At 62.5% G+C, this 22,798-nt stretch carries 20 protein-coding genes; 16 read left to right on the top strand and 4 right to left on the bottom strand.

Features of this window, described 5'->3' with window-relative positions:
• Positions 1-104: 104 nt before the first annotated feature.
• The 3 genes from cysC to F3J20_RS04395 all read right to left on the bottom strand — a co-directional run bounded on the left by cysC (position 105) and on the right by F3J20_RS04395 (position 3,168).
• A complete protein-coding gene (gene cysC / locus F3J20_RS04405) occupies positions 105-743 on the bottom strand; it encodes an adenylyl-sulfate kinase (RefSeq protein ID WP_167036278.1) in 639 nt (212 codons plus the stop codon).
• A gap of 28 nt (positions 744-771) precedes the next feature.
• Positions 772-1,983, bottom strand: coding sequence for a chondroitin 4-O-sulfotransferase (locus F3J20_RS04400; RefSeq protein WP_167282175.1), 1,212 nt, complete (start codon positions 1,981-1,983; stop codon positions 772-774).
• 324 nt (positions 1,984-2,307) lie between these two features.
• Positions 2,308-3,168 (bottom strand): hydroxymethylpyrimidine/phosphomethylpyrimidine kinase, encoded by an 861-nt coding sequence (locus F3J20_RS04395; RefSeq protein ID WP_167036283.1) that lies wholly within the window; start codon positions 3,166-3,168, stop codon positions 2,308-2,310.
• Between the two features lie 374 nt (positions 3,169-3,542).
• On the opposite strand from F3J20_RS04395, the gene F3J20_RS04390 reads away from it, so the two are divergent.
• From F3J20_RS04390 to F3J20_RS04355, 8 genes are all read left to right on the top strand, one after another.
• The gene (locus F3J20_RS04390; protein WP_006047743.1) at positions 3,543-3,713 is read left to right on the top strand and encodes a rubredoxin; all 171 of its coding nucleotides are present in this window, start codon (positions 3,543-3,545) and stop codon (positions 3,711-3,713) included.
• A 483-nt stretch (positions 3,714-4,196) separates the two neighbouring features.
• Positions 4,197-5,630: a hypothetical protein gene (locus F3J20_RS04385; protein ID WP_167282173.1), complete on the top strand. Its 1,434-nt coding sequence runs from the start codon at positions 4,197-4,199 to the stop codon at positions 5,628-5,630.
• 470 nt (positions 5,631-6,100) lie between these two features.
• On the top strand, positions 6,101-6,679 hold the full coding sequence (locus F3J20_RS04380; RefSeq protein WP_167036289.1) for a YqgE/AlgH family protein: 579 nt from the start codon (positions 6,101-6,103) through the stop codon (positions 6,677-6,679).
• 10 nt (positions 6,680-6,689) lie between these two features.
• Positions 6,690-7,130, top strand: coding sequence for a Holliday junction resolvase RuvX (gene ruvX, locus F3J20_RS04375; RefSeq protein ID WP_167282171.1), 441 nt, complete (start codon positions 6,690-6,692; stop codon positions 7,128-7,130).
• Complete coding sequence (pyrR, locus tag F3J20_RS04370) at positions 7,117-7,644, top strand: bifunctional pyr operon transcriptional regulator/uracil phosphoribosyltransferase PyrR (protein ID WP_167282169.1); 528 nt, start codon at positions 7,117-7,119, stop codon at positions 7,642-7,644. Before ruvX ends, pyrR begins: the two co-directional genes overlap by 14 nt.
• Before the next feature lie 271 nt (positions 7,645-7,915).
• On the top strand, positions 7,916-8,941 hold the full coding sequence (locus F3J20_RS04365) for an aspartate carbamoyltransferase catalytic subunit (protein WP_167036298.1): 1,026 nt from the start codon (positions 7,916-7,918) through the stop codon (positions 8,939-8,941).
• Positions 8,942-9,011: 70 nt separating this feature from the next.
• Positions 9,012-10,292: a dihydroorotase gene (locus F3J20_RS04360; protein WP_167282167.1), complete on the top strand. Its 1,281-nt coding sequence runs from the start codon at positions 9,012-9,014 to the stop codon at positions 10,290-10,292.
• A gap of 56 nt (positions 10,293-10,348) precedes the next feature.
• Positions 10,349-11,185, top strand: a complete 837-nt coding sequence (locus F3J20_RS04355; protein WP_167282165.1) for a lysophospholipid acyltransferase family protein — start codon at positions 10,349-10,351, stop codon at positions 11,183-11,185.
• Positions 11,186-11,263: 78 nt separating this feature from the next.
• On the opposite strand, the gene F3J20_RS04350 is transcribed toward F3J20_RS04355, so the two are convergent.
• A complete protein-coding gene (locus F3J20_RS04350; RefSeq protein ID WP_167036307.1) occupies positions 11,264-12,133 on the bottom strand; it encodes a symmetrical bis(5'-nucleosyl)-tetraphosphatase in 870 nt (289 codons plus the stop codon).
• A 196-nt stretch (positions 12,134-12,329) separates the two neighbouring features.
• On the opposite strand from F3J20_RS04350, the gene F3J20_RS04345 reads away from it, so the two are divergent.
• The 8 genes from F3J20_RS04345 to F3J20_RS04310 all read left to right on the top strand — a co-directional run bounded on the left by F3J20_RS04345 (position 12,330) and on the right by F3J20_RS04310 (position 22,776).
• On the top strand, positions 12,330-13,241 hold the full coding sequence (locus F3J20_RS04345; protein ID WP_167036310.1) for a GDP-mannose 4,6-dehydratase: 912 nt from the start codon (positions 12,330-12,332) through the stop codon (positions 13,239-13,241).
• 345 nt (positions 13,242-13,586) lie between these two features.
• Positions 13,587-14,648 (top strand): dTDP-glucose 4,6-dehydratase, encoded by a 1,062-nt coding sequence (rfbB, locus tag F3J20_RS04340; RefSeq protein WP_167282163.1) that lies wholly within the window; start codon positions 13,587-13,589, stop codon positions 14,646-14,648.
• Between the two features lie 20 nt (positions 14,649-14,668).
• On the top strand, positions 14,669-15,562 hold the full coding sequence (rfbA, locus tag F3J20_RS04335; protein WP_167282205.1) for a glucose-1-phosphate thymidylyltransferase RfbA: 894 nt from the start codon (positions 14,669-14,671) through the stop codon (positions 15,560-15,562).
• Positions 15,547-16,098, top strand: coding sequence for a dTDP-4-dehydrorhamnose 3,5-epimerase (gene rfbC, locus F3J20_RS04330; protein WP_167282161.1), 552 nt, complete (start codon positions 15,547-15,549; stop codon positions 16,096-16,098). The genes rfbA and rfbC overlap by 16 nt, the downstream gene beginning before the upstream one ends.
• A complete protein-coding gene (rfbD, locus tag F3J20_RS04325; protein ID WP_167282159.1) occupies positions 16,095-16,988 on the top strand; it encodes a dTDP-4-dehydrorhamnose reductase in 894 nt (297 codons plus the stop codon). Before rfbC ends, rfbD begins: the two co-directional genes overlap by 4 nt.
• Before the next feature lie 31 nt (positions 16,989-17,019).
• Complete coding sequence (locus F3J20_RS04320; protein WP_167282157.1) at positions 17,020-17,844, top strand: ABC transporter permease; 825 nt, start codon at positions 17,020-17,022, stop codon at positions 17,842-17,844.
• Positions 17,845-17,848: 4 nt separating this feature from the next.
• Positions 17,849-19,225 carry an ABC transporter ATP-binding protein gene (locus tag F3J20_RS04315; RefSeq protein ID WP_345889837.1) on the top strand — a complete coding sequence of 459 codons (1,377 nt, stop codon included), beginning with the start codon at positions 17,849-17,851 and terminating at the stop codon, positions 19,223-19,225.
• Complete coding sequence (locus F3J20_RS04310; protein WP_167282152.1) at positions 19,222-22,776, top strand: methyltransferase domain-containing protein; 3,555 nt, start codon at positions 19,222-19,224, stop codon at positions 22,774-22,776. The genes F3J20_RS04315 and F3J20_RS04310 overlap by 4 nt, the downstream gene beginning before the upstream one ends.
• The last annotated feature ends 22 nt before the right edge of the window (positions 22,777-22,798 follow it).

Raw genomic sequence — 22,798 nt, 5'->3', positions numbered from 1 at the left:
AGCATGTCGTGAGACGTGCTTCCCAAAAGACAAAACCCGCATTTTTGCGGGTTTTGTCTTTTGGGGAAGAGGATTTTGGCGCGATGGATCGCGATGTACCGGAATCAAGCTCCTGTTTCGTGAGCCGCACGGCGGCTAGCCGTTTCGAGACATTTCTCGCGCAGGTGACTGAAGATCTGCGCGACGCTTTCGGCCGGCGACAACGTTCCCGTGTCGACGTGAAGCTCGGGCTTGGCGGGCGGTTCATAGGGCGCCGATACGCCGGTGAACGAAGTGATTTCGCCGGATCGCGCTTTCGCATAGAGGCCTTTCGGGTCGCGGCTCGCGCAGGTGGCAAGCGGTGCGCACACATAGATCTCGACGAATTTGTCGCTCCCGATGATCTCGCGCGCCATCGCCCGGTCTTCACGCATCGGCGAGATCAGCGCGGTAATCACGATGAGGCCCGCGTCGTTCATCAATTGGGCGACGTGTGCAACGCGGCGGATATTTTCGCGCCGGTCCTTGCGCTCGAAGCCGAGATCGTTGGCAAGGCCATGGCGCACGTTGTCGCCGTCGAGCACGTAGCATGCATGGCCCAGCGCGATCAGTTGCTGTTCGAGCGCGAATGCGAGCGTCGATTTTCCCGCGCCGGACAGCCCGGTCAGCCAGATCGTGGCTGGCCTCTGGCGGAACATGCGCATGCGGTCCTGAGCCGTGATCGTGCCGTGAAAGCGTTGCAGGAAATTCGGGGGTTCTTCCATAAGTGTTTTCTCCTGATTCTCCTGGCGCCTACTCGCAGTGCCAGCCTTGCCGCCAGGTGCCGGCGTGGTGCAGGCTTTCCGGCGAATTCGCAATCGCGATGTGAAAGCCTTCCGGGACGCCGTCCGGCAGCGCAATCGAAAATCCGCTGCGCTCGCTCGGATAGCCGGCGCTGGCTACGTCGGGCCGGTGCTCGCCGCTCCAGCCGGTTGCGACGACATGCGTGCCGACCCGCACTTCGAGCGGCACGCGTTCTTCCGGCCGGCTCAGATTGATGGCCCAGCCGGACACCACGCCGTCGTGAACCGCGTCGACGAATCCGTCGAACAGGTCGGCGGGAGTGTACTGCCGGCTTCGCGCAAATTCGAGATAATCCTCGATGGGCGAAAGATCGAAACGCCGCACAACGTCGCGGACTTGTGAAAGAAATGAACCGTCAAAGCCGAAAACCGTCGAGCTATAGACATGCGGATTTTCGAGCTTATTTATTTCGGCCTGAATAATCTTAATCAGCTCCAGCGCATTCGAAAAGACGCTGCCCATCTCTTTCGCATAGGCATCGACCATTCGAGTCGCACTGCGGAATATTTCGTAATCGAGACGGTTCTCCTCGATAAATTTCTGTTTCGTTGCCTCGCTTAAATGGTTTCGCGTTTTCGGCGCGCCGGAGGTTCGATTTGTCTCGAAATGAAACGGTAATTGCAGGCCGCTCGTGCTGCAAAGCTGTAGCAGGAATTCGCTCATCTTCCCGCATATGCCGACTGTGCCGATACTCCTGCGCAGATGAGCCTGCGCGGCGTCGAGGCTGGTTTCATTTACCACGGCATGGCCGCTCAGCATCTGGACGAAGAGATTTTTCCCGCCCAGCGATTCGCCGACCCACTCGTCGAGCGACAGCACGCCTTGCTGTGCGAGTGCCTCGGGCGTCGACACGCTCACGCCTCGCGTTACCTCGCCGTTCTTGCCGCTCGACGCGTACCAGTAGTGCGAAATCTGCCGCTCGAGCGGATCGCGCAGGATCGTGCAGTAGTTGACGGGGTGTTTGATAATCCGATGAATACCGTATGGCTGATGCCCCCCGCCGATCTGGCTGGCGAGCAGCTTTGCGCGGCAGTTTCCCCAACCGGTTCGATCCCACACGAAGTTGATGAACTGGTCTTTGCCTTTATTCAAATCAAAAAACGAAATAACGGTCGAGCCGCAGCATTTCGGCAAATGGATGAAAAAGGTAGGAAAAGGCATATTGGGCGTATGACAGAACGATGACCCTGAAAGTCTAGCCTGATGATGTCGGCGCCGTTGTAACGGTTAATTACGCGATACAACGTCCCGTTACATACGACACGGCGATCCGTTAGATTTTATGCGAAATACGTGTGTGATGCGCCCACAGTATGGGTTTTGCGCCGCAACATGGCCAGCTTATGGCGTCGGTATTTTATTAATTCCAATTTTTTGTAAAACGGAAAATGTTACGGATCTTGAAAAAAGCGTGTTTCGAAATGAAAAACCCGCACGCGTGCGGGTTTTTCATTTCGACTGCCGTTGGGTAAAAAACGGGAGTGCCTAGTGCCGCGCTTCGCCCGGCGTAGCGCTCCTGTCCGGTGCGGGCGGCGTTTCGTCGTCGCTGCTGCGCGCCCAGAAGAAGCGGTCGGGCATATACGCGCCCATGCCGGGCCGGAATGCGTTGCGCACGGCCTGATACAGATATTCCTGGCCCTCGCGGACCGCCTCGGCGGGCTCCTGGCCATTGGCCAGCAACGCGGCGATCGCCGCGCCGAGCGTGTCGGTCAGGCCCGTCAGCCGATGGGTGCCGCGGTCCCACATGTCCTGGCGCAACTGGCCGTCTTCGCTGAAGAGCGTATTGACGAGCCGGTGCGTGCCGGTTTCCGTCGACAGAATGTACTCGCAGCCCTGCGACAGCAGATGCGAAATCGCCGCGTCGAGGCTCGGCGCTTCCGCGTCGCCGTCGGGCTGGGCGAGCGCCAGCAGCGTGGACGAATCGGCGACGAGCAGCGTGGTTTGCGGCGCGAGCAGATCGGCGATCGCCTCGCGCAGCTCGTCGGCGGCGAGCACGTGTTCGTCGTCGAGCGTGAAGTCGGGCGCGAGAATCAGCGGAACGTCGTCGTAATCGGCGACGACCTCGGCAATCGCGCTGACCACTTCGGCGCGCGTGCAGGCGCCGACCTTGAACGCGGCGATCGGCATGTCTTCGAGCAGCATGCGCGCCTGCGTCGCGACGACGTCGGGATCGAGCCCGGTGACTTCGTCGCAACTGGCCGAGTCGCGCACGGTGTAGCCCGTCAGCACGGAAACGCCGTGGCAGCCCATGCTGGCAAGGGTCATCAGGTCGGCCTGCAGGCCGGAGCCGCCGGTGGGGTCGGAAAGGCCGAAGGTGAGAACGATCGGAGGCGTATCGCTGGGCATGAAATGGATAAAAAGAGGCAGGATTCCGGCGCGCAGTGCGCAATTGGCTCAATTATGCGGCCTAAACCGGCGCGGGAGCTTTTTTTCGCACGTCGCGCGAGGTTCGTGGCGGCAAGCAGCACAGCGGCGTACGGTTTGTGCGCGTCGCGCAATCCTGGGCATGAACGGGCTGCTCTCAAACACGGGCGGGCTCGCGAGCCCGCCCGTCATCCGCTGCCGCCGATGTTCACGCACCCGCGCGCGGCACCGCCACGGCCGCCCGGCCACAGGCCGGCGCACGCTACGGTTGCGCGTTTTCGATTGCTAGGCATGGGGGCGGCAACACGGTACCATCATGGCTCCCGTTTCCACGGACTCAACGACGCGACACAAGAATGGAATATCAAAGCTGGATGTGCCTGATTTGCGGCTGGATTTACGACGAGGAAGCCGGGTTGCCGGACGAGGGCATTGCGCCGGGCACGCGCTGGGAAGACGTTCCCATTAACTGGACCTGTCCCGAGTGCGGAGCGCGCAAGGAAGACTTCGAGATGGTCCAGATCTGAGATTTGGGAAACCGCCGGCCTGGGCCGGCGGTGTCGTCTGGATTCGCTGGATCGTGCGGTTTCACGGGCTTCACTCACCGGTTTCGTTGAACGCCGGGGAGCCGTTGGAGCAGGGAGCCTGCCACGCTTCCTGCTGAAATTGCCTTGCCGAGGCCGGCTCCGCAAACCGGCTTCGGACATGGGCCACTGGGGCCCGCGGTCTGGAGCCGCTGTGCCGGCGACGTCCGCGGGAGCAAGTCCCGAAAAGTCCGGTCATGCCGGTCGCGAAATCGGGCAGCGCGCCTGTTCCTGATTTTTTGCGGGCTTCTTCCGGGCGCAATTGTCCGCGGCACCCGGCATCCCATTCGCCGCGCCGGTGGGGAGCATCGCCGGAATGCCGTGCCGGTAGAGAGTTTGTCCTTGTCCTGTCGCCCGTTTGCGCGTTGGCCGATCACTCTGCATGCGGCGCGCAGCGACAGCCCGTCAGCTTCGTGCCGTCTGCCCATGACTCTTCGATCCGCTGCATCCGTTTCCATCGACGCCCTGCCGAATCCGCGCGGCGGCGCGGTCCGTCCCGCGGAACTGGCGCTCGCCGAGGCGTCGCTCGCGTTCGAGCAGCGCGAGGAAAGCGGTGCGGCGCTGCTGCGCGCAGCGCAGGCGTTGCGCACGGCCGGCTGGCTGAGCGCGCAGCGTTTCGCCGATGCGCTCGTGCGGCTCTCGCCGCTCGCGAGCGAAGAACCCGCCGAGGCGCCGGCTGGCGCGCAACGCGTGCGGCCGCTGTTCGGTGCCGCGCTGCGCGACTTCCGCGCGGCGCTCGAACGTCACAATCTGCGCGAGCTGTCCTGCTCGCCGACGCTCTTCAATCACTACCACGCACTGTGTTCGCAACTGGCCGAGCACGCGCCCGGCACGACCGTCGCTTTCGAAGACCTCGCGTTGTGTGCGCGGCCCGTGCCGCCGGCGTCGCTGCACGCGCAATCCGCCGCTCAGCTTGCGCATCTGCGGGCGCGCTACGAGCGCGCGCTGCTGCCGGTCCTGCGCTCGCAGGTCGACACGGGCAGCGCGGTCGCGCTCGCCGTCACGAATGCCGCGCTCGACGAGCTCGATGCCGTCTTCGTCGAACTTGCCGGCCCCGACCCCTACGACTTCTGGCGTCTCGCGCGGGCCTGTGCGAAGGCGCTGCGCGCAGGCGGCCATGCGGCTCGCGATACCGACGCGCGGCGCTTCTACGCGCGCTGCAACCTCGCGCTCGCCGATCACGCGCGCGGCATCGAGCGTGCGCCGCGTTCGCTCGTGCGTGCGACGCTCGCGCTCTTGTGGCGCGACTATGCGCTGCTTGGCGCGGCTGCCGAAGATGCGGAGCAGGTCGAGGTGCTGCGCGACTATGGCCTGAGCGTCGACTGGCACATCGCGGGCACGCAGGCGTCGGAAATGCTTTGGGAAGCGGGCGCGCTCGAAGCGCAATCGCGCGGCGCGCTGCACGGTTCGCTGTCGCGCGATCTGGGCGTGCTGAGCGTCAACGCGAACGCCTACGAAGACTTCCTGCAGACCGCCGACGCGTCGATCCAAGAGCTCAGCGCGCATGCGCGCGCGGCCGATCAGCCGGAGAAAGCCGATCCCAGCGAGGCGCTGCAGGCGGGCGATGCCGCCTATCGGCTCGGCTCGGCGGCGTGCGCGCTCGGCCTCGGCCATGTGGCGCTACTGGCCGATGCACTCGGTCTCGCGTGGCGCCGTCGCGCGCACGCGGGCGTGGCGACGCCGGCGGTGCGCGCGCATGTGATCGTCGGCGCGCCGGCCGCGGATACGCTCGAACAGGCCGCCGAAGCCTTGCGCGCGACGCTGCACAAAGTCGCGGCCGGCGTCGGGCCGGCCGGCGGCAGTCTTACGCAGGCAGCGCTTACTGCACTGACGCGCGCGATCGAGCAGGGCGGCGCGTGAACCGTGTCGTCGCGGCAGCTGATCGGTGCCGCAATCGATGCTGCAATCGATCCAGCCCGCGCACGGCGCATGCCGCGTTGCCGGAACACAAAAGTCGCCCCGCGATAAAAGCAGCATGAACCGCGACGCGTCCGTTGCGATAAGACACAATCCCTCAACATCGAGCAATGTCCGGCGATCTGCGCGCGGGCACGCCTGCCTCGACCGCATGCTGCGCTGCCCCCGAGCGGTACATGAGCTCTCCATAAGCCATCCCTAAGCGGCTTCATGAAACGATCCATGCGCGGGCGCATGAACGGCGCATAAACGCTGTGCTGGCACGCTCCAGGCCCCGCCCGATTGGCACGTCGCCGGGGCCGCGCATGATAGAGTGCAACCTGATCCGGCGTCGATGGCAGGCGGCACGGCGCGCATCGCGCGACCTCGCTCAAAGCCCGCCATCCCGCATCGTCTTTGCTAAAATCCCAACTATGTCCAAGAGTACCGATCGCATCAATCTGACCAACCAGTTCCTGATCGCCATGCCCAACATGGCCGATCCGACGTTTTCAGGAACGGTGGTCTACCTTTGCGATCACAGTGAGCGCGGCGCGCTCGGCCTCGTCATCAACCGGCCGACCGATATCGACCTGCAGGCGCTCTTCAATCGCATCGATCTGAAACTCGAGATCGAACCTCTTCTCCATGTTCCCGTGTACTTCGGCGGCCCGGTGCAAACCGAGCGCGGCTTCGTGCTGCACGACCCGAAAACCGGCGGCGCGTATACGTCGTCGATGTCCGTGCCGGGCGGCCTCGAAATGACCACCTCGAAAGACGTGCTCGAAGCGGTCGCGAGCGGCAACGGCCCGGAACGTTTTCTGCTGACGCTCGGCCACGCCGGCTGGGGCGCGGGCCAGCTCGAAGACGAAATCTCGAAGAACGGCTGGCTCACGGTCGAAGCCGATCCGAAGATCGTTTTCGACGTGCCCGCCGAAGAGCGTCTCGAAGCGGCGCTCGCGCTGCTCGGCGTGTCGCTCTCCATGCTTTCGGGCGAGGCCGGGCACGCATGAGAGGCCGCGCATGAGCCTGCCGCACGGACGCGAGGCGACGCTGCTCGCGTTCGACTACGGTGAAAAACGCATCGGCGTGGCGGTCGGCAATTCGTTGACGCGCCGCGCGCGGCCGCTCGTCGTCGTGCAGAACCGCAGCAAGGACTATCGCTTCGAAGCGCTCGGCAAGCTGATCGCCGAGTGGAAGCCCAATGCGCTCGTGGTCGGTTTGCCGGTGCATCCGGACGGCACGCCGCACGAACGCACCCAGCTCGCGAAGCGCTTCGGCAACCAGCTGAACGGCCGCTTCAATCTGCCGGTGACATGGGTCGACGAGCGCTATTCGTCGGTCGAGGCCGAGGCGGAAATCCGCGCCGGCAACGGCCGTGCCGACATGCTCGACGCCGAGGCCGCCAGCATCATCCTTCAGCAATATCTAGACGGACTTTCCGACGATCATGAGTTCCATTGACGCCGAAGTGCTGTATCGCGCGTTGCTCGACCAGATTCGCGCGGCCTTTGGCGACCAGCTGGGCGGTGCGGAAGGCGCGGTGCTGGCCGGTATCCATAGCGGCGGCGCGTGGCTCGCCGAGCGGCTCGCGCGCGACCTGAAGCTCGCGAGCTTCGGCGTGGTGAACGTCGCGCTGCATCGCGACGACTATGCGAAGAAAGGGCTGCACTCGCAGGCGAGCCCGACCTCGCTGCCATTCGCGGTCGACGGCCGCCGTATCGTGCTCGTCGACGACGTGCTGTACACGGGCCGCACGATCCGCGCGGCGCTCAACGAGCTATACGACTATGGCCGTCCGGCTTCGGTCGAACTCGCGGTGCTCGCCGATCGCGGCGGACGCGAGTTGCCAGTGGCGGCGCGCTGCGTCGGCGGAATGGTCGACGTGCCCGCCGACGCGACGCTCGTGCTGGCCCGCGAAGACGACGGTGCGGGCCGCACACGCTTTGTTTTTCACACCGAAGCACGCGCCGATTGAAACTCGCGCGGGCGGCGCGACGGCGAAGCGTAGAGCGCGAGCCATGAATGAGCATGCACCAGCATGCCGTTCGAACGCCGCAGCCCGAGCCGGCTCGCTCAGGCTCGCGCCGGCTTGAGCTCGATTCGCGCCGCGCAAAAACCGCGCAGCCTTTCGCCGCGCCGTGACGCGCGCGGACGGCACGGAAATTGTCACCGAGCATCACAGAACGTCACACGCAGTGCGCATCGACATCGATCACGTTGAAGCCCGTATTTGAAGCAGGTACACCATGAACACCGCCACCCAGGCTCCGCAGGATTCCTCCGCTAGCGCGTCCGAGCGCTTTCGCTACGGCTTCCTGAAGGGCAACCCGCAGCTCACGAAAAACGGCGAGCTCAAACATCTGTTGTCGATCGAGGGCTTGCCGAAGTCGATCGTCAATCACATTCTCGATACCGCCGACCAGTTCGTCAGCGTGACCGATCGCGAAGTGAAGAAGGTGCCGCTTCTGCGCGGCAAGTCGGTGTTCAACCTGTTCTTCGAGAACTCGACGCGCACGCGCACGACCTTCGAAATCGCCGCGACGCGGCTGTCGGCCGACGTGCTGAACCTGAACATCAACGCGTCGTCGACGAGCAAGGGCGAATCGCTGCTCGATACGATCAACAACCTCTCGGCGATGCACGCGGACCTGTTCGTCGTGCGTCATGCGTCGAGCGGCGCGCCGTATCTGATCGCGCAGCATTGCGCGCCGCACGTGCACGTGATCAACGCCGGCGACGGCCGTCATGCGCACCCGACGCAGGGCCTGCTCGACATGTACACGATCCGCCACTACAAGAAGGACTTCACGAAGCTGCGTGTGGCGATCGTCGGCGACATCCTGCATTCGCGCGTCGCGCGCTCCGACATTCACGCGCTGACCACGCTCGGCGTGCCCGAAGTGCGCGCGATCGGTCCGCGCACGCTGTTGCCGGGCGGGCTCGAACAGATGGGTGTGCGCGTGTTCCACAACCTCGACGAAGGTTTGAAGGGCGTCGACGTCATCATCATGCTGCGCCTGCAGAACGAGCGCATGAGCGGTGCGCTGCTGCCGTCGTCGCAGGAGTATTTCAAGAGCTGGGGGCTCACGCCCGAGCGTCTCGCGCTCGCCGCGCCCGATGCGATCGTGATGCACCCGGGGCCGATGAACCGTGGCGTCGAGATCGACTCGCAGGTCGCGGACGGTCCGCAGTCGGTGATCCTGAACCAGGTCACGTTCGGCATCGCGGTGCGCATGGCGGTGATGGGCATCGTCGCGGGCAACAACGATTAAGCAGAGACTCAGCAGCGACTGAGCAACGGCCGGGCATCAGGCTGAACCACGGGTTTAACAAAGGCAGCGCATGAAGATTCATATTCAAGGCGGCACGCTGATCGATCCGGTCGCGGGCACCGAACAGCAGCAGGACATTTTTATCGACGCGGGCAGGATCGCCGCGATCGGCCACGCGCCGGCCGGCTTCCAGGCCACGCAGACGGTCGACGCAACCGGCCTCATGGTCGCGCCGGGTCTCGTCGATCTGTGCGCGCGTCTGCGCGAGCCGGGCTACGAGCACAAGGCGACGCTCAAGTCGGAAATGGCCGCGGCGCTCGCAGGCGGCGTGACGAGCCTCGTGTGTCCGCCGGACACCGATCCGACGCTCGACGAGCCGGGCCTCGTCGAAATGCTGCGGTTCCGCGCGCGCAACCTGAACCAGGCGCACGTGTATCCGCTCGGCGCGCTGACGGTCGGCCTCAAGGGGCAGGTCATTACCGAGATGGTCGAGCTGACCGAGGCGGGCTGCGTCGGTTTTTCGCAGGCCGATACGCCGATCGTCGATACCCAGGTGCTGATGCGCGCGCTGCAATACGCGAAGACCTACGGCTACACCGCATGGCTGTGTCCGGTCGATGCGTATCTCGGCAAGGGCGGCGTTGCCGCGAGCGGCGCGGTGGCGTCGCGGCTCGGTTTGTCGGGCGTGCCGGTGGCCGCCGAAACGATCGCACTGCACACGATCTTCGAACTCGTGCGCGTGACCGGCGCGCGCGTGCACATTCCGCACGTGTCGTCGGCGGCGGGCGTCGAGCTCGTGCGCGCGGCGAAGGCCGAGGGTTTGCCGGTGTCGTGCGACGTCACCGTGAACCATCTGCATCTGATCGATCTCGACATCGGCTATTTCGACGCGCAGTTCCGGCTCGATCCGCCGCTGCGCCAGCAGCGCGATCGCGAAGCGATCCGCGCGGGCGTCGTCGACGGCACGATCGACGCGATCTGCTCGGCCCACACGCCGGTCGACGACGACGAAAAGCTGCTGCCGTTCGGCGAGGCGACGCCGGGCGCGACCGGGCTCGAACTGTTCCTCTCGCTGACCGTGAAATGGGCCGACGAAGCGGGCGTGCCGCTCGCCACCGCGCTCAACCGCATCACGACGGCGCCCGCGCGCGTGCTCGGGCTCGCAGCGGCCGGCAGCGTCGCGGTCGGTGCGGCGGCCGATCTGTGCGTGTTCGACCGTCGCGCGCACTGGTTCGTCGAGCCGCGCGCGCTGAAGAGCCAGGGGCACAACACGCCGTTCCTCGGATACGAACTGCCGGCGCGCGTGCGCGCGACGATCGTCTCCGGCCAGCTCGCGTACGAGCAGCGCTGAGCGGTTCCGTTCAGTACGCCGCCGCGCCCGCCGTCCAGTCAAGGAAAGCTCCGACAATGAAGCTCGCGTTACGCAAGATCCGACTCATCGCGCATCTGCTGCACGGCATGTGGACCGTCGCCACGCGCTTTCCGAAGGCGAGCGCGGAACGGCGCCACGCACTCAACCGCGCGTGGTCGCTGAAGATGCTGCGCTTGTGCGGCATGCGCCACGTGGTCCATAACGACGCTGCGCGGCTCGATCGCGGCGCGCTCGTGGTCGCCAATCACGTGTCGTGGATCGACATCTACGTCATCAATGCGTGGCGGCCGACGCCGTTCGTCTCGAAGGCGGAGATCCGCCAATGGCCGGTGGTCGGCTGGCTCGCGCAGCAACTGGACACGGTGTTCATCCAGCGCGAGAAGCGCAGCGACGCGAAGCGGATCATGCACGAACTCGCGGATCGCCTGAGCACCGGCGAGCTGATGTGCGTGTTTCCCGAGGGCACCACCTCGAACGGGCTCGCGCTGCTGCCGTTTCACTCGAACATGTTCCAGGCGGCGGTGTCGGCCGGCGTGCCGGTGCAGCCGGTGTGCCTCATGTACGAGGATGCGCAGGGCCGGCAGTCGACGGTGCCCGCGTATATCGACGATCTGTCGCTGGCCGATTCGCTCGACATGCTGTTGCGCGGCGGCCCGCTGACCGCGCATGTGTACGTGGGCGAGCCGCTGGCGGCGGGCGCGGACCGGCGCACGCTGGCCGCGCAGGCGCAGGAGTCGATCGCCGGTGCGTTGCGGCAGATGCAGCACGGCACTGCGAATGCAGGGGCGGCCGTGGCGGAAGAGGCCGTTTCGTCGGACGATTCGGCGGGCACGCTGATCGAGCCGGTCGACCGTTCGGGCCATTCGGCCTGAGGGCCGGTTTCGACGCTCCGGCGTCGTGCGGGTCGGGCGGGAGCGTAGGGCGCGGACTTCAGCGCCTCTAGTGCGCCTCTAGTTGCCGCCGGCCACCCGGCACGATTCGCAATCGACCTGCGTCAGCGTGCGTTCCGCGGGATTGCTCGCGAGCCGCACGGCGGACAACTGCTCGCCCCACACGCAACCCGAGTCGAGGCCGATCAGGTTGTCGCGCAGGATCAACCCGAGCGCGGCCCAATGGCCGAACACCACGGTCACGTCCTCGGTCTTGCGCGACGGCGCTTCGAACCATGGAATGCAGCCGGCCGGCGCCGAACCGAGGGTGCCGCTGCTGCTGAAATCCATCGTGCCGTTCGCGGTGCAGAAGCGAATGCGCGTCAACGCGCTACAGGTCACGCGCAGCCGGTCGATGCCTTTCAGGTCAGGCTTCCAGCGATTCGGCTCGTTGCCGTACAGGCCCGCCAGCGTTTCCTTCCAGTTTGGCGCGCGCAGCGCGCGCTGCAACTCGTCGGCCAGCTCCATCGTCATGCTCGCGTCCCATTGCGGCAGCACGCCGGCATGCACCATCAGCATGCCGTTTTCGAAGTGCGCGAGCGGACGGTGGCGAATCCAGTCGAGCAGATCGGCGGCATCGGGCGCGGCGAGGATGTCGTCTATCGTGTCGCCTTTTTTCGATTTGCGAATGCCCGCCGACACCGACAACAGATGCAGATCGTGATTGCCTAGCACCGGTACCGCACGATCGCCTAGCGCGATGACGTCGCGCAGCGTGGCCAGCGACTCGGCGCCACGGTTGATCAGATCGCCCGCGAACCAGAGCGGCGTGCCGTCCGGCGGCGCGGCCTTGGCCAGCAGTTGCTGGAACGGTTTGCGGCAGCCCTGCAGATCGCCGAACGCGAGCGGTACCAGGGGAGGCGAGATGCCGGAAGTGGTGGAGGGGGTCATCGGATGAATCGGCGCGGTTCGAAATTTGTGGTAATAGACATGCATGCTGCATTTGGCGATGCAACATGTCGGCCTGACATAATATCCGGTTTGAATTGCCGGTATCGTCATTGCCGGTATCGTCGAGGGCCCGCACTCGGCGCGAGTTCGCAACCCCGGCGGGATATTGGCGCGACGAACAGGAGCAGAAGAAGGCATGCCGTTTTCGCAGTCGACGCAGCCCGTGCGCACGCTCGTGACCGGTGCGAGCGGTTTCACCGGCCGATATCTGGTCAGGAAGCTGCGCGCCCGTGGCCACACCGTGATCGAGACGGTGGGCGACCCCGGCGCGACGGCAACGCCGACCCGGCTGCCGCTCGACATCGCCTCGCCCGATGCGTGCCAGCGCGTGATCGAGCGCGTGCGGCCCGACTATATCGTGCATCTGGCCGCGATCAGCTTCGTCGGGCATGACGATCCTCTGGACTTCTATCGCGTGAACGTGGTGGGCACGCTGAATCTGCTGGAAGCGTGCGCGCACGCCGGCCATACGCCGCGCAAGCTGCTGATCGCGAGCAGCGCGCACGTCTACGGCAACGTGACCAGCGACGCGATCGACGAAAGCTTCCCGCTGCACCCCGTCAATCACTACGCGGCCAGCAAGGCGGCGATGGAAACGATGGTGCGCACCTGGTTCGACCGGCTGCCGATCCTGATGGTGCGGCCGTTCAACTACACCGGCCGCGGGCAGGCCTCGAACTTCCTCGTGCCGAAGATCGTCGAGCACTTCGCGCGCCGCGAGTCGTCCATCGAACTCGGCAATATCGATGTGGCGCGCGATTTTTCCGACGTGCGCTACGTGGCGAGCGTGTACGAAGCACTGCTCGATTCTCCGGCCGTGTCCGAAACCGTCAACGTCTGCACGGGCACGCCTTATACGCTGCGCGACATCCTCTCGGCGGCGAGCGAGCTGACGGGGCACGAGCTGGAAATCCGCGCCAACCCCGCGTTCGTGCGGAAAACCGACGTGAAGATGCTCGTCGGATCGCCGGCCAGGCTGCGCGCGCTGGTGCCGGCCATCGCGTCCATCCCATTTATCGAGACCCTGGGCTGGATGCTCGCAGCCTGACTGGCTCGTTTGCGTCCTCCCGCCGCCCCCGCGTCCGCCACCCTCGGCAACCACCCTCGGCAACCACCCTCGGCAACCACTCTCGGCAACCACTCTCGGGCGCCCTCAAAAAAATAATCCGGTTAGCCCGATACCAATTTTGTCAAGCTGTTTCAAGTTGTTAGGGTTCTAGTTTTTGCACCGGGCGGCTTTATAATTGTGCCTTCATAAAATCGGCGTCTGAGTGTCTATCGGTTGTACGGAAAGGCGCGACGGGCGGCGGCAGAAGCGGACTCCACCACTACGCGGGGTGCACGGGCCGGCACAGTCACAATGGCCTGTCACTAACATCTAGAAGGGAATTTCATGATCCTGGTAACGGGCGGCGCCGGCTTTATCGGTGCCAATTTCGTGCTCGACTGGCTCGATGCGTCGGACGAAGCGGTGCTCAACGTCGACAAGCTCACCTACGCCGGCAATCTCGGCACGCTCAAATCGCTACAGGGCAATCCCAATCACGTTTTCGCGCGCGTCGACATCTGCGAGCGCGCCGCGCTCGACGCGCTGTTCGCCGAGCACAAGCCGCGCGCCGTGCTGCATTTCGCGGCCGAAAGCCACGTCGACCGCTCGATTCACGGCCCGGCCGATTTCGTGCAGACCAACGTGGTTGGCACCTTCACGCTGCTCGAAGCCGCGCGCAGCTACTGGAACACGCTGGGCGAAGCCGAGCGGGCCGCCTTCCGCTTCCTGCACGTATCGACCGACGAAGTGTTCGGCTCGCTGTCCGCCACCGACCCGCAATTCTCCGAAACCACGCCGTACGCGCCGAATAGCCCCTATTCGGCCACCAAGGCCGGCTCCGATCACCTCGTGCGCGCCTACCATCACACGTACGGCCTGCCGGTGCTCACCACCAACTGCTCGAACAACTACGGCCCGTACCAGTTCCCCGAAAAGCTGATCCCGCTGATGATCGCCAACGCGCTCGCGGGCAAGCCGCTGCCGGTGTACGGCGACGGCCAGAACGTGCGCGACTGGCTGTACGTCGGCGACCATTGCAGCGCGATCCGCGAAGTGCTCACGCGCGGCACGCCCGGCGAAACGTACAACGTCGGCGGCTGGAACGAGAAAAAGAATCTCGAAGTCGTGCATACGCTGTGCGATCTGCTCGACAGGCTGCGCCCGAAAGCGGCCGGCTCGTATCGCGACCAGATCACCTATGTGAAGGACCGTCCGGGCCACGACCGCCGTTACGCGATCGACGCCCGCAAGCTCGAACGCGAACTCGGCTGGAAGCCGGCGGAAACGTTCGAAACGGGTCTTGCCAAAACGGTCCAGTGGTATCTGGACAATCAGGCATGGTCCGACGAAGTCGCTTCGGGTGAATACCGGAAGTGGGTCGAAACCAACTACGCGCAACGCGCGTGACGGCACATAAGGGCACGGCCATGGCGCGCAAAGGCATCATTCTCGCGGGCGGTTCGGGCACCCGCCTGTATCCGATCACACATGTCGTCTCGAAGCAGCTGCTGCCGGTCTACGACAAGCCGATGATCTACTACCCGCTTTCCACGCTGATGGTGGCGGGCATTCGCGACGTGCTGATCATCTCCACGCCGCAGGACACGCCGCGCTTCGAGGCGATGCTCGGCGACGGCAGCCAGTGGGGCATGAACATCCAGTACGCGGTGCAGCCGTCGCCGGACGGGCTCGCGCAGGCGTTCATCATCGGCCGCGAGTTCGTCGGCAACGATCCGTCGGCGCTGATTCTCGGCGACAACATTTTCTACGGCCACGATCTTGCGAAGCAGCTCGAGCGCGCCAACGACCAGACCGACGGCGCGACCGTGTTCGCGTATCACGTGCACGATCCGGAGCGCTACGGCGTGGTCGAATTCGACGAGCAGTTCCGTGCGCTGTCGATCGAGGAGAAGCCCGCGAAGCCGCGCTCGCACTACGCGGTCACGGGCCTCTACTTCTACGACAAACAGGTCTGCGACATCGCCGCGGACATCAAGCCGTCGCCGCGCGGCGAACTCGAAATCACCGACGTCAACTCGCGCTATCTCGCGAACGCGGCGCTCAACGTCGAGATCATGGGCCGCGGCTATGCGTGGCTTGACACCGGCACGCACGATTCGCTGATCGAGGCCGCGACCTTCATCGCGACGCTGCAAAAGCGCCAGGGTCTCGTGGTCGCGTGTCCGGAAGAGATCGCGTACCGCCGCAAGTGGATCGACGGCGAACAGCTGCTCGCGCTTGCCAAGCCGCTCGCGAAGAACGCCTACGGGAAGTACCTGCAAAACATTCTTACGGATCACGTCGCATGGCCATCCAGGTAACCGCTACGGCACTGCCCGAAGTCAAGATCATCGAGCCGAAGGTGTTCGGCGATGCGCGTGGTTTTTTCTTCGAGAGCTTCAATGCGCTCGAATTTGCCGAGAAGGTCGAGGCGGGCGTCGAGTTCGTGCAGGACAACCACTCGCGCTCGGCCAGGGGCGTGCTGCGCGGTCTGCATTATCAGATCCAGCATGCGCAGGGCAAGCTCGTGCGCGTCGTCGAAGGCGAGGTGTTCGACGTGGCCGTCGACATCCGCAAGAGCTCGCCGAATTTCGGCAAGTGGGTCGGCGTGACGCTGTCGGTCGAGAATCACCGGCAACTGTGGGTGCCGCCTGGTTTCGCGCACGGCTTCTATGTAATTTCCGAAAGCGCAGAGTTTCTTTATAAGACGACCGACTACTGGCATCCCGAGTTCGAGCGCAGCTTGTTGTGGAGTGACCCCGCGCTCAAGATTCAATGGCCGCTGAGCGAGCTACCAACGGTTGCCGCAAAGGATGCAGCGGGCTGCCTGTTGAGTGACGCCGAGGTATATATATGAGGATCATGTTGACGGGCTGTAATGGGCAAGTGGGATGGGAGTTGCGGCGAGCTTTGGCGCCGTTGGGTGAGGTGATTGCCTTTGACCGTAATGGTGCAGATCTGGCAAAGCCGGAACTATTGGCGAGCGTGGCGGCTTCGGTTCGTCCACACGCTATTGTCAACGCCGCGGCGTACACGGCCGTAGACAATGCTGAGTCTGACGTGGACCTTGCTCATTGTGTGAATGCTGAGGCAGTGGGTGTGTTGGCCGAAGCAGCGCGCAAACACAACGCTTTGATGATTCACTACTCGACGGACTACGTGTTCGAGGGCGTGTCGAGCCAGCCTTATGTCGAAACGGATACAGTGGCGCCGCTGAATAGCTATGGCATCAGCAAGCTGGCGGGTGAGCGGGCAATTGAGTCTATAGGTGGCGACTGGCTTACGCTCCGCACCACTTGGGTCTATGGGTGTCGCGGACAGAATTTTTTGCACACAATGCTGCGCCTTGCCGGTGAGCGCGAGACGTTGCGTGTCGTTGCGGACCAGACTGGTTCGCCGACCTCGGCGCGTATGATTGGCGACCTTACCGCACATGTGCTTGCGAAGGCGCAGCGCGAGCGCCTTACCGGTGAGTTCGAATCGGGTCTGTTTCATATGACCGCAGCGGGGCAGACAACCTGGCATGGTTTTGCCAGCGCGATTGTCGAAGCCGCGCGGGCGTCAGGAAAGGTGGCAATCAAGACAAACACGATCGAGCCTATCGGATCGGACGCTTGGCCAACGTTGGCGCGTCGTCCGAAGTATTCCGTTCTTGACAACAGCAAGTTTGACCAGCGCTTCGGGCTCGCGCGTCTCGACTGGCGGGAAGGGCTTGCGCTCACGCTGGGCGATCTTTTGGGGCAATAGGCGCGTCGCGTAAGGCAAAACAGGAATTCGTATGCAATCACAGAATCGGCTGCTACATCCTTTGGCGGTCGTTTATTCACTTACCGACAATTGGCATCTGATCGTGCAGTTTGTCAAGCGCGAGGTGGCTGGCCGCTATAAGGGATCATTTCTCGGACTCTTCTGGTCGTTTATCACACCGCTCCTGATGTTGAGCATTTACACGTTCGTCTTCGGGTTTGTTTTCAAATCGCGCTGGCGACCGACATCGACCGATCACATCGAGTTTGCCGTCGTCATGTTTGTCGGTGTGCTGGCCCACAACCTGATTTCCGAGTGTCTGACACGAGCGCCGCAACTCGTGGTTGGCAATCCCAATTATGTCAAGAAAGTCGTGTTTCCACTTCAGACGCTGCCTTGGATTGCTATCGGTACGGCGCTATTTCACCTGATGGTGGCTTCCGTCATCTTGTTTGTCGCGATCTTGCTATGGCAGGGGCATCTTCCATGGACAGTGATTTTCGTCCCGATCATTCTTTTGCCCTTTGTCGTGCTGATTGCTGGACTGGTCTGGTTTCTCGCATCTCTCGGCGTCTTTATGCGTGATCTCGGGCAAGTAATGGGCATTGTCTCTTCGTTGCTGATGTTTCTTGCGCCCGTCTTTTATCCATTGAGTTCGGTGCCGCCTTCTTTGCGCTCTCTGATCATGCTTAATCCGCTGACGTTTGTCATCGACCAGATTCGCGCCGTGGCAATCTGGGGAGAGCAGGTCGATTGGGTCGGCTGGTCGATCTACGCCGTGGTGGCGTACATGATCGCGTCGTTGGGGCTGTACTGGTTCCAGAAAACGCGTAAAGGATTTGCTGATGTGCTCTGATAGTGTGAACGAGATCGCTGTCGAAGTGCATGGTCTTGGCAAGCGCTACGAGATTTATCCTGCACCTCAGGACCGTCTGAAGCAAATGGTGTTGCCGCGTCTCGCGCGGGTGCTCCACCGCGAGCCGAAGGAATACTTCCGGGAATTCTGGGCGCTGAGAGACGTGAGTTTGAGCATTTCCCGTGGTGAGACGGTTGCGATCATTGGGCAGAACGGGTCGGGGAAATCGACCTTCCTACAGTTGGTGTGCGGCATCTTGTTCCCGACGACCGGGCAGGTGCAGCGCAGCGGCCGCATTGCTGCATTGCTCGAACTTGGAGCGGGCTTTAACCCGGAATTTACAGGTGAAGAAAACGTCTACCTCAGCGGCATGCTCTATGGGCTGAGCGAGAAGCAGTTGAAGGAGCGGTACAACTCCATCGTTGAATTCGCTGGAATCGGCGAATTCGTTACACAGCCCGTTAAGACTTACTCGAGCGGGATGTATGTTCGCCTCGCGTTCGCGATCGCGGTACACGTTGATGCGGACGTTCTCGTTGTTGATGAGGCGCTGTCGGTAGGAGACGTGCGTTTTACACAGAAATGCATGCGTTTTCTTCGCCAGTTCCAGAAGACGGGTACGTTGCTCTTCGTGAGCCATGATGTGGGAGCAGTCACGAGCCTGTGTTCGCGAGCCGTCTGGCTTGATCACGGGTCGATTCGGCTCGACGGGACGGCCAAGGAAGTTGTCGAAGCTTATCTCGCCGAGCAGCACGCGCAGGACAGAAAGGCGTACGGCGTCTCGGCGATTTCTGTAAAAGCACCTAAGGCTTCGACGGAGTCCTCGGAAGCCGAGGTGCGTGACGTCGTGGATACCCGTTTGGAGCAGTTGAAGGTGAGGAACGTCACGCAGGTGTTTGAGTTTGATCCCGAGGCAGTCCAGAGCGCCTTTGGCGCGGGAGGCGCGTCGATTGTCGGTGTCGCGTTGCTTGACGAGGACGGAAAAGGGGTCCGGCTTTTGCATGGTGGCGAACTGGTGACGTTGGAAATCAAGGTCGAAGTTCATGCTGAGCTATCCGGACTCATTTTTGGTTTTTATGTGAAAGACCGGTTGGGACAGCGGCTGTTCGGCGACAACACGCATCTAAGCTATCAGGAAATCATCGGCGGTCGCGTGGACGATCAGTTCCGTGCTTCTTTTCAGTTCCGAATGCCGGTTTTGCCGGTCGGCGCATATTCGATCGATGCTGCGGTTGCGTCCGGAACTCAGCTTGATCATACGCAGCAGCATTGGCTTCACGATGCATTGCAATTTCGCACCGTCGACAGCACGATGCGTCATGGTCTGATCGGCATTCCTATGTTGCGCATTACTGTGGAAAAAGAGGGGGCAGTGTCATGATCGAGTTTACCGGCGAGCGGTATATTCCGACCGAGGCAGGTGATATTCGATATGAGCACTGGCATCGCTACGCTTGGGCCGCGCATGCGGTCGCGGGTCTGGATGTCCTTGATGTCGCATGCGGTGAAGGTTATGGTTCCGCAATTCTCGCGCGCACTGCGAACAAGGTCACGGGCGTTGATCTTTCGCAGGAAGCGACTGCCCACGCAACAGCACAATATGCGGCAGTAGAGAACCTGTCGTTTTTGAACGGCAGCGCCTGCGTTCTCCCGCTGCACGACGCATCTTTCGATGCGGTCGTTTCATTCGAGACGATCGAACACTTGATGGAGCAAGAGGAAATGCTTGCCGAGATCCGTCGTGTGCTTAGGCCCGGTGGATTCCTCATCCTTTCGTCTCCGAACAAGAAAGTCTATTCCGACGATCGGAATTATCGGAATGAATTCCATGTCAAAGAACTGTATTTTGACGAGCTCGATGCGCTCGTCCGGCGACATTTTCCCTCGGTCACCTACTACGGCCAGCGTCTCGCGACCAGTTCGCTAATTCTTCCTGTTGGTGCATCAAGCCCATCGTATTCGGCCGTTACTCTGAATGGGGACGTCGTAGAAGATCGCACGGCGAGGCTGGACTCGATCATGTACTTCCTCGTGGTTTGCCGCCTGGATGGCGCGGTGCTGTCGCCGCACCTCCAGGCATCGGTGTTCTTTGAGGAAGGGAGTGACCTGTACGAGCGGCAAGGCGAAATCATCAGGTGGGCGAATCGGTTGAACGAAGACGTCGCCGCGAGGGACAAGGAGATTTTCCGTCTGCAAGACGAGTATGCAGCACGTACGAAATGGGCGCTTGAACTCGATGCACGTGTCAGTCGTTATGAACGAGCGGGTGGCTTGACTGCCTTCGAGAATGCCTGCGGAAAGTTGGAGGATGCGCGTCAAGCGGCGCATGCAGCCCAGCAGGATGTCGAGGTGGCCAGGCAGGAAACCGAGGTTGCGAGGCGGGACGTGGAGGTCGCGAGGCAGGACGCTGAAGTGGCGAGGCAGGATGCTGAAGTGGCGAGGCACGGGTCCGACATGGCGAGGTGGGATGCCGATTTCGCGAGAAAAGATGCTGAAGCGGCAAGGCAGGATGCGGACGTAGCGAGACGAGATGCTGAGATAGCCCGGCAGGAAAGGGAAGTGGCCGGCCGCAAACTGGATAGCGTGATTTCCGGAGCGGGTCTGCAAATGCTTCAGCAGCAGCGCGATGAGCTTCAGGTCATGGTGGGGGAGTTGCAGGCAAAGCTGAACGAGGTCTACGCGTCGACTTCGTGGACTGTCACGCGTCCGCTGCGTGGGCTGAGGTACGCGTCGCGCGGAGAATTTGCTCCACTCGTCAAACCATTGCGCCCATTCGCGAAGAGTTGGGCACGCAGCGTTTACCACGCATTGCCGCTTACTCATCAACGTAAAACGAAGCTTGCCGATTTGATGTTACGGATTGCCGGGCCTTTATTCGAAGGAACGGTCTACTACGAGGCATGGAAGCGTCGGGATGAGCCGATCGCAAGCGTGGTTGGCCGTGGGCCGGTCGCGCCGGAGGATTTCGATAACACTCTCGCCGATCTGAGTTTCGAGGAGGTGAAACCTCGTGTGTCGGTGATCATTCCGACTTATGGCAATCTGCCCCATACGTTGGCGTGCGTGCGTTCGATCGTGGAGCATTTGCCCACTGTGCCGATCGAAGTCATCGTCGCGGAAGACGCATCTGGCGACGAGCAGATCTTGCGGATGCGAGAAATTCCGAACCTGCGCTTTGTACTCAATCCTCAAAACCTGGGATTCGTGAGGTCGTGCAACTACGCGGCCTCGCAAGCCCGCGGCGAGTTCGTGTACTTCCTCAATAACGACACGGAAGTTACGCCGGGGTGGATCGATTCGATGCTGGAGTTGTTCGACGCACACGAAGATTGCGGAATGGTGGGTTCGAAGCTCGTATATCCGGATGGTCGTCTCCAGGAGGCGGGAGGAATTATCTGGAGGGATGCAACGGGTTGGAATTTCGGGCGACTCGACGACCCATCCAAGAGCGCCTACAACTACGTCAAGGAAGTCGATTATTGTTCCGGTGCGTCCCTGTTGATTCGACGCGGCCTGTTCGAGGAATTCGGCGGTTTCGACGAGCACTACGTGCCAGCATATTGCGAAGATGCCGATCTCGCTTTCAAGGTCCGTACCAAAGGCAAGAAGGTCTACTATCAGCCTGAGTCGGTCATCATCCATTACGAGGGGATTTCGCACGGAACCGACACAGGCAAGGGCATCAAGGCTTACCAGGTCGAGAACCAGAAGAAGCTGCGTGCTCGCTGGCGCGACGTTCTGGATGCCGGGCACTTCGAAAACGGCACGCATGTTACAGCGGCGCGTGATCGAAGCGGTGCCAGGAAGTCCATACTGATCGTCGATCACTACGTGCCTCAACCGGACAGGGATGCGGGTTCGCGTTCAGTGTTGTCGGTCATTCGTGTGCTGGTCGAGATGGGGCTGAGCGTGAAGTTCTGGCCAGCCAATCTCTGGTATGACCCGGTCTATGTGAAGCCACTTCAGGCGCTGGGAGTTGAGGTGTTTTACGGCGCGGAGTTCCGTGGTGGGTTCGATGAGTGGGCAAAGATGCATGCGAGTTCGCTCGACTACGTTTTCCTCAACAGGCCACACATCAGCGCGCCGGTGATCGCGCCGCTACGCCGCTATGCGCCGGCCGCCAAATTGCTCTATTACGGCCACGATCTGCATTTCGAGCGTTTGCAGCGAGAGTTCGCAGTTACGGGCGATCAGAAGGCCCAGCGGCAATCCGAAGTGGAGCGGTGTCGGGAAATGAAAATCTGGCGTGAGGTCGACGTCGTTTACTACCCGTCGCCGACTGAAACTGCGACCGTGAATCAGCTCGCGCCAGAGGTTGTCGCGCGGACACTACCGGGGTATTTTTACGACCCGCGCCCAGCGCCGGATGACGGCACGGCATTGGCTGGCCGCAGCAATATTCTGTTCGTTGCGGGATTTGGCCATCCGCCGAACATCGACGCCGCAACGTGGCTCGTGAAAACGATTCTGCCGTTGATCCAGTCTACGTCGCCGATGATTCACCTCACACTGGTCGGCTCGAATCCGACTGACGAGGTCAAGGCGCTCGCCGGGCCCTCCGTCACGGTGACAGGGTATGTCAGCGATGAGCGCCTCGCGATGCTATACGATCAGGCTCGTGTTGTGATCGTACCGCTGCGCTTCGGTGCCGGCGTGAAAAACAAGGTGGTCGAGGCACTCCATTTTGGGGTGCCGCTCGTCACGACGCCGGTCGGCGCGCAAGGCTTGCCCGGACTCGACGAGATCGTGCCGGTCACGGATGAGCCGCAGAAGATTGCGGAGCAGGTCACTGCCTTGATGCGTGACGACGAGCGGTGGTGTAGAGCCGCGAATGCGGGCCGTGCCTATGTCGTGTCGAATTATTCGCGAGCTGCGATGCGAAACGCGTTGTCGCTTGATATCGACGTTGGCGCGCCCGCCGAGATTTCCTGACCACTCGAACTCTACAGGAGCG

The sequence above is a fragment of the Paraburkholderia sp. Cy-641 genome (assembly GCF_011752945.1).
Lineage (GTDB): Bacteria > Pseudomonadota > Gammaproteobacteria > Burkholderiales > Burkholderiaceae > Paraburkholderia.
Note: the sequence above shows the minus strand (reverse complement) of the source record. Positions and strands in the feature narration are given on the sequence as shown.

Coding starts and splice junctions, on each gene's coding strand:
- cysC (WP_167036278.1), bottom strand. CDS start 743: ATGGAAGAACCCCCGAATTTCCTGCAACGCTTTCACGGCACGATCACG.
- F3J20_RS04400 (WP_167282175.1), bottom strand. CDS start 1,983: ATGCCTTTTCCTACCTTTTTCATCCATTTGCCGAAATGCTGCGGCTCG.
- F3J20_RS04395 (WP_167036283.1), bottom strand. CDS start 3,168: ATGCCCAGCGATACGCCTCCGATCGTTCTCACCTTCGGCCTTTCCGAC.
- F3J20_RS04390 (WP_006047743.1), top strand. CDS start 3,543: ATGGAATATCAAAGCTGGATGTGCCTGATTTGCGGCTGGATTTACGAC.
- F3J20_RS04385 (WP_167282173.1), top strand. CDS start 4,197: ATGACTCTTCGATCCGCTGCATCCGTTTCCATCGACGCCCTGCCGAAT.
- F3J20_RS04380 (WP_167036289.1), top strand. CDS start 6,101: ATGTCCAAGAGTACCGATCGCATCAATCTGACCAACCAGTTCCTGATC.
- ruvX (WP_167282171.1), top strand. CDS start 6,690: ATGAGCCTGCCGCACGGACGCGAGGCGACGCTGCTCGCGTTCGACTAC.
- pyrR (WP_167282169.1), top strand. CDS start 7,117: ATGAGTTCCATTGACGCCGAAGTGCTGTATCGCGCGTTGCTCGACCAG.
- F3J20_RS04365 (WP_167036298.1), top strand. CDS start 7,916: ATGAACACCGCCACCCAGGCTCCGCAGGATTCCTCCGCTAGCGCGTCC.
- F3J20_RS04360 (WP_167282167.1), top strand. CDS start 9,012: ATGAAGATTCATATTCAAGGCGGCACGCTGATCGATCCGGTCGCGGGC.
- F3J20_RS04355 (WP_167282165.1), top strand. CDS start 10,349: ATGAAGCTCGCGTTACGCAAGATCCGACTCATCGCGCATCTGCTGCAC.
- F3J20_RS04350 (WP_167036307.1), bottom strand. CDS start 12,133: ATGACCCCCTCCACCACTTCCGGCATCTCGCCTCCCCTGGTACCGCTC.
- F3J20_RS04345 (WP_167036310.1), top strand. CDS start 12,330: ATGCCGTTTTCGCAGTCGACGCAGCCCGTGCGCACGCTCGTGACCGGT.
- rfbB (WP_167282163.1), top strand. CDS start 13,587: ATGATCCTGGTAACGGGCGGCGCCGGCTTTATCGGTGCCAATTTCGTG.
- rfbA (WP_167282205.1), top strand. CDS start 14,669: ATGGCGCGCAAAGGCATCATTCTCGCGGGCGGTTCGGGCACCCGCCTG.
- rfbC (WP_167282161.1), top strand. CDS start 15,547: ATGGCCATCCAGGTAACCGCTACGGCACTGCCCGAAGTCAAGATCATC.
- rfbD (WP_167282159.1), top strand. CDS start 16,095: ATGAGGATCATGTTGACGGGCTGTAATGGGCAAGTGGGATGGGAGTTG.
- F3J20_RS04320 (WP_167282157.1), top strand. CDS start 17,020: ATGCAATCACAGAATCGGCTGCTACATCCTTTGGCGGTCGTTTATTCA.
- F3J20_RS04310 (WP_167282152.1), top strand. CDS start 19,222: ATGATCGAGTTTACCGGCGAGCGGTATATTCCGACCGAGGCAGGTGAT.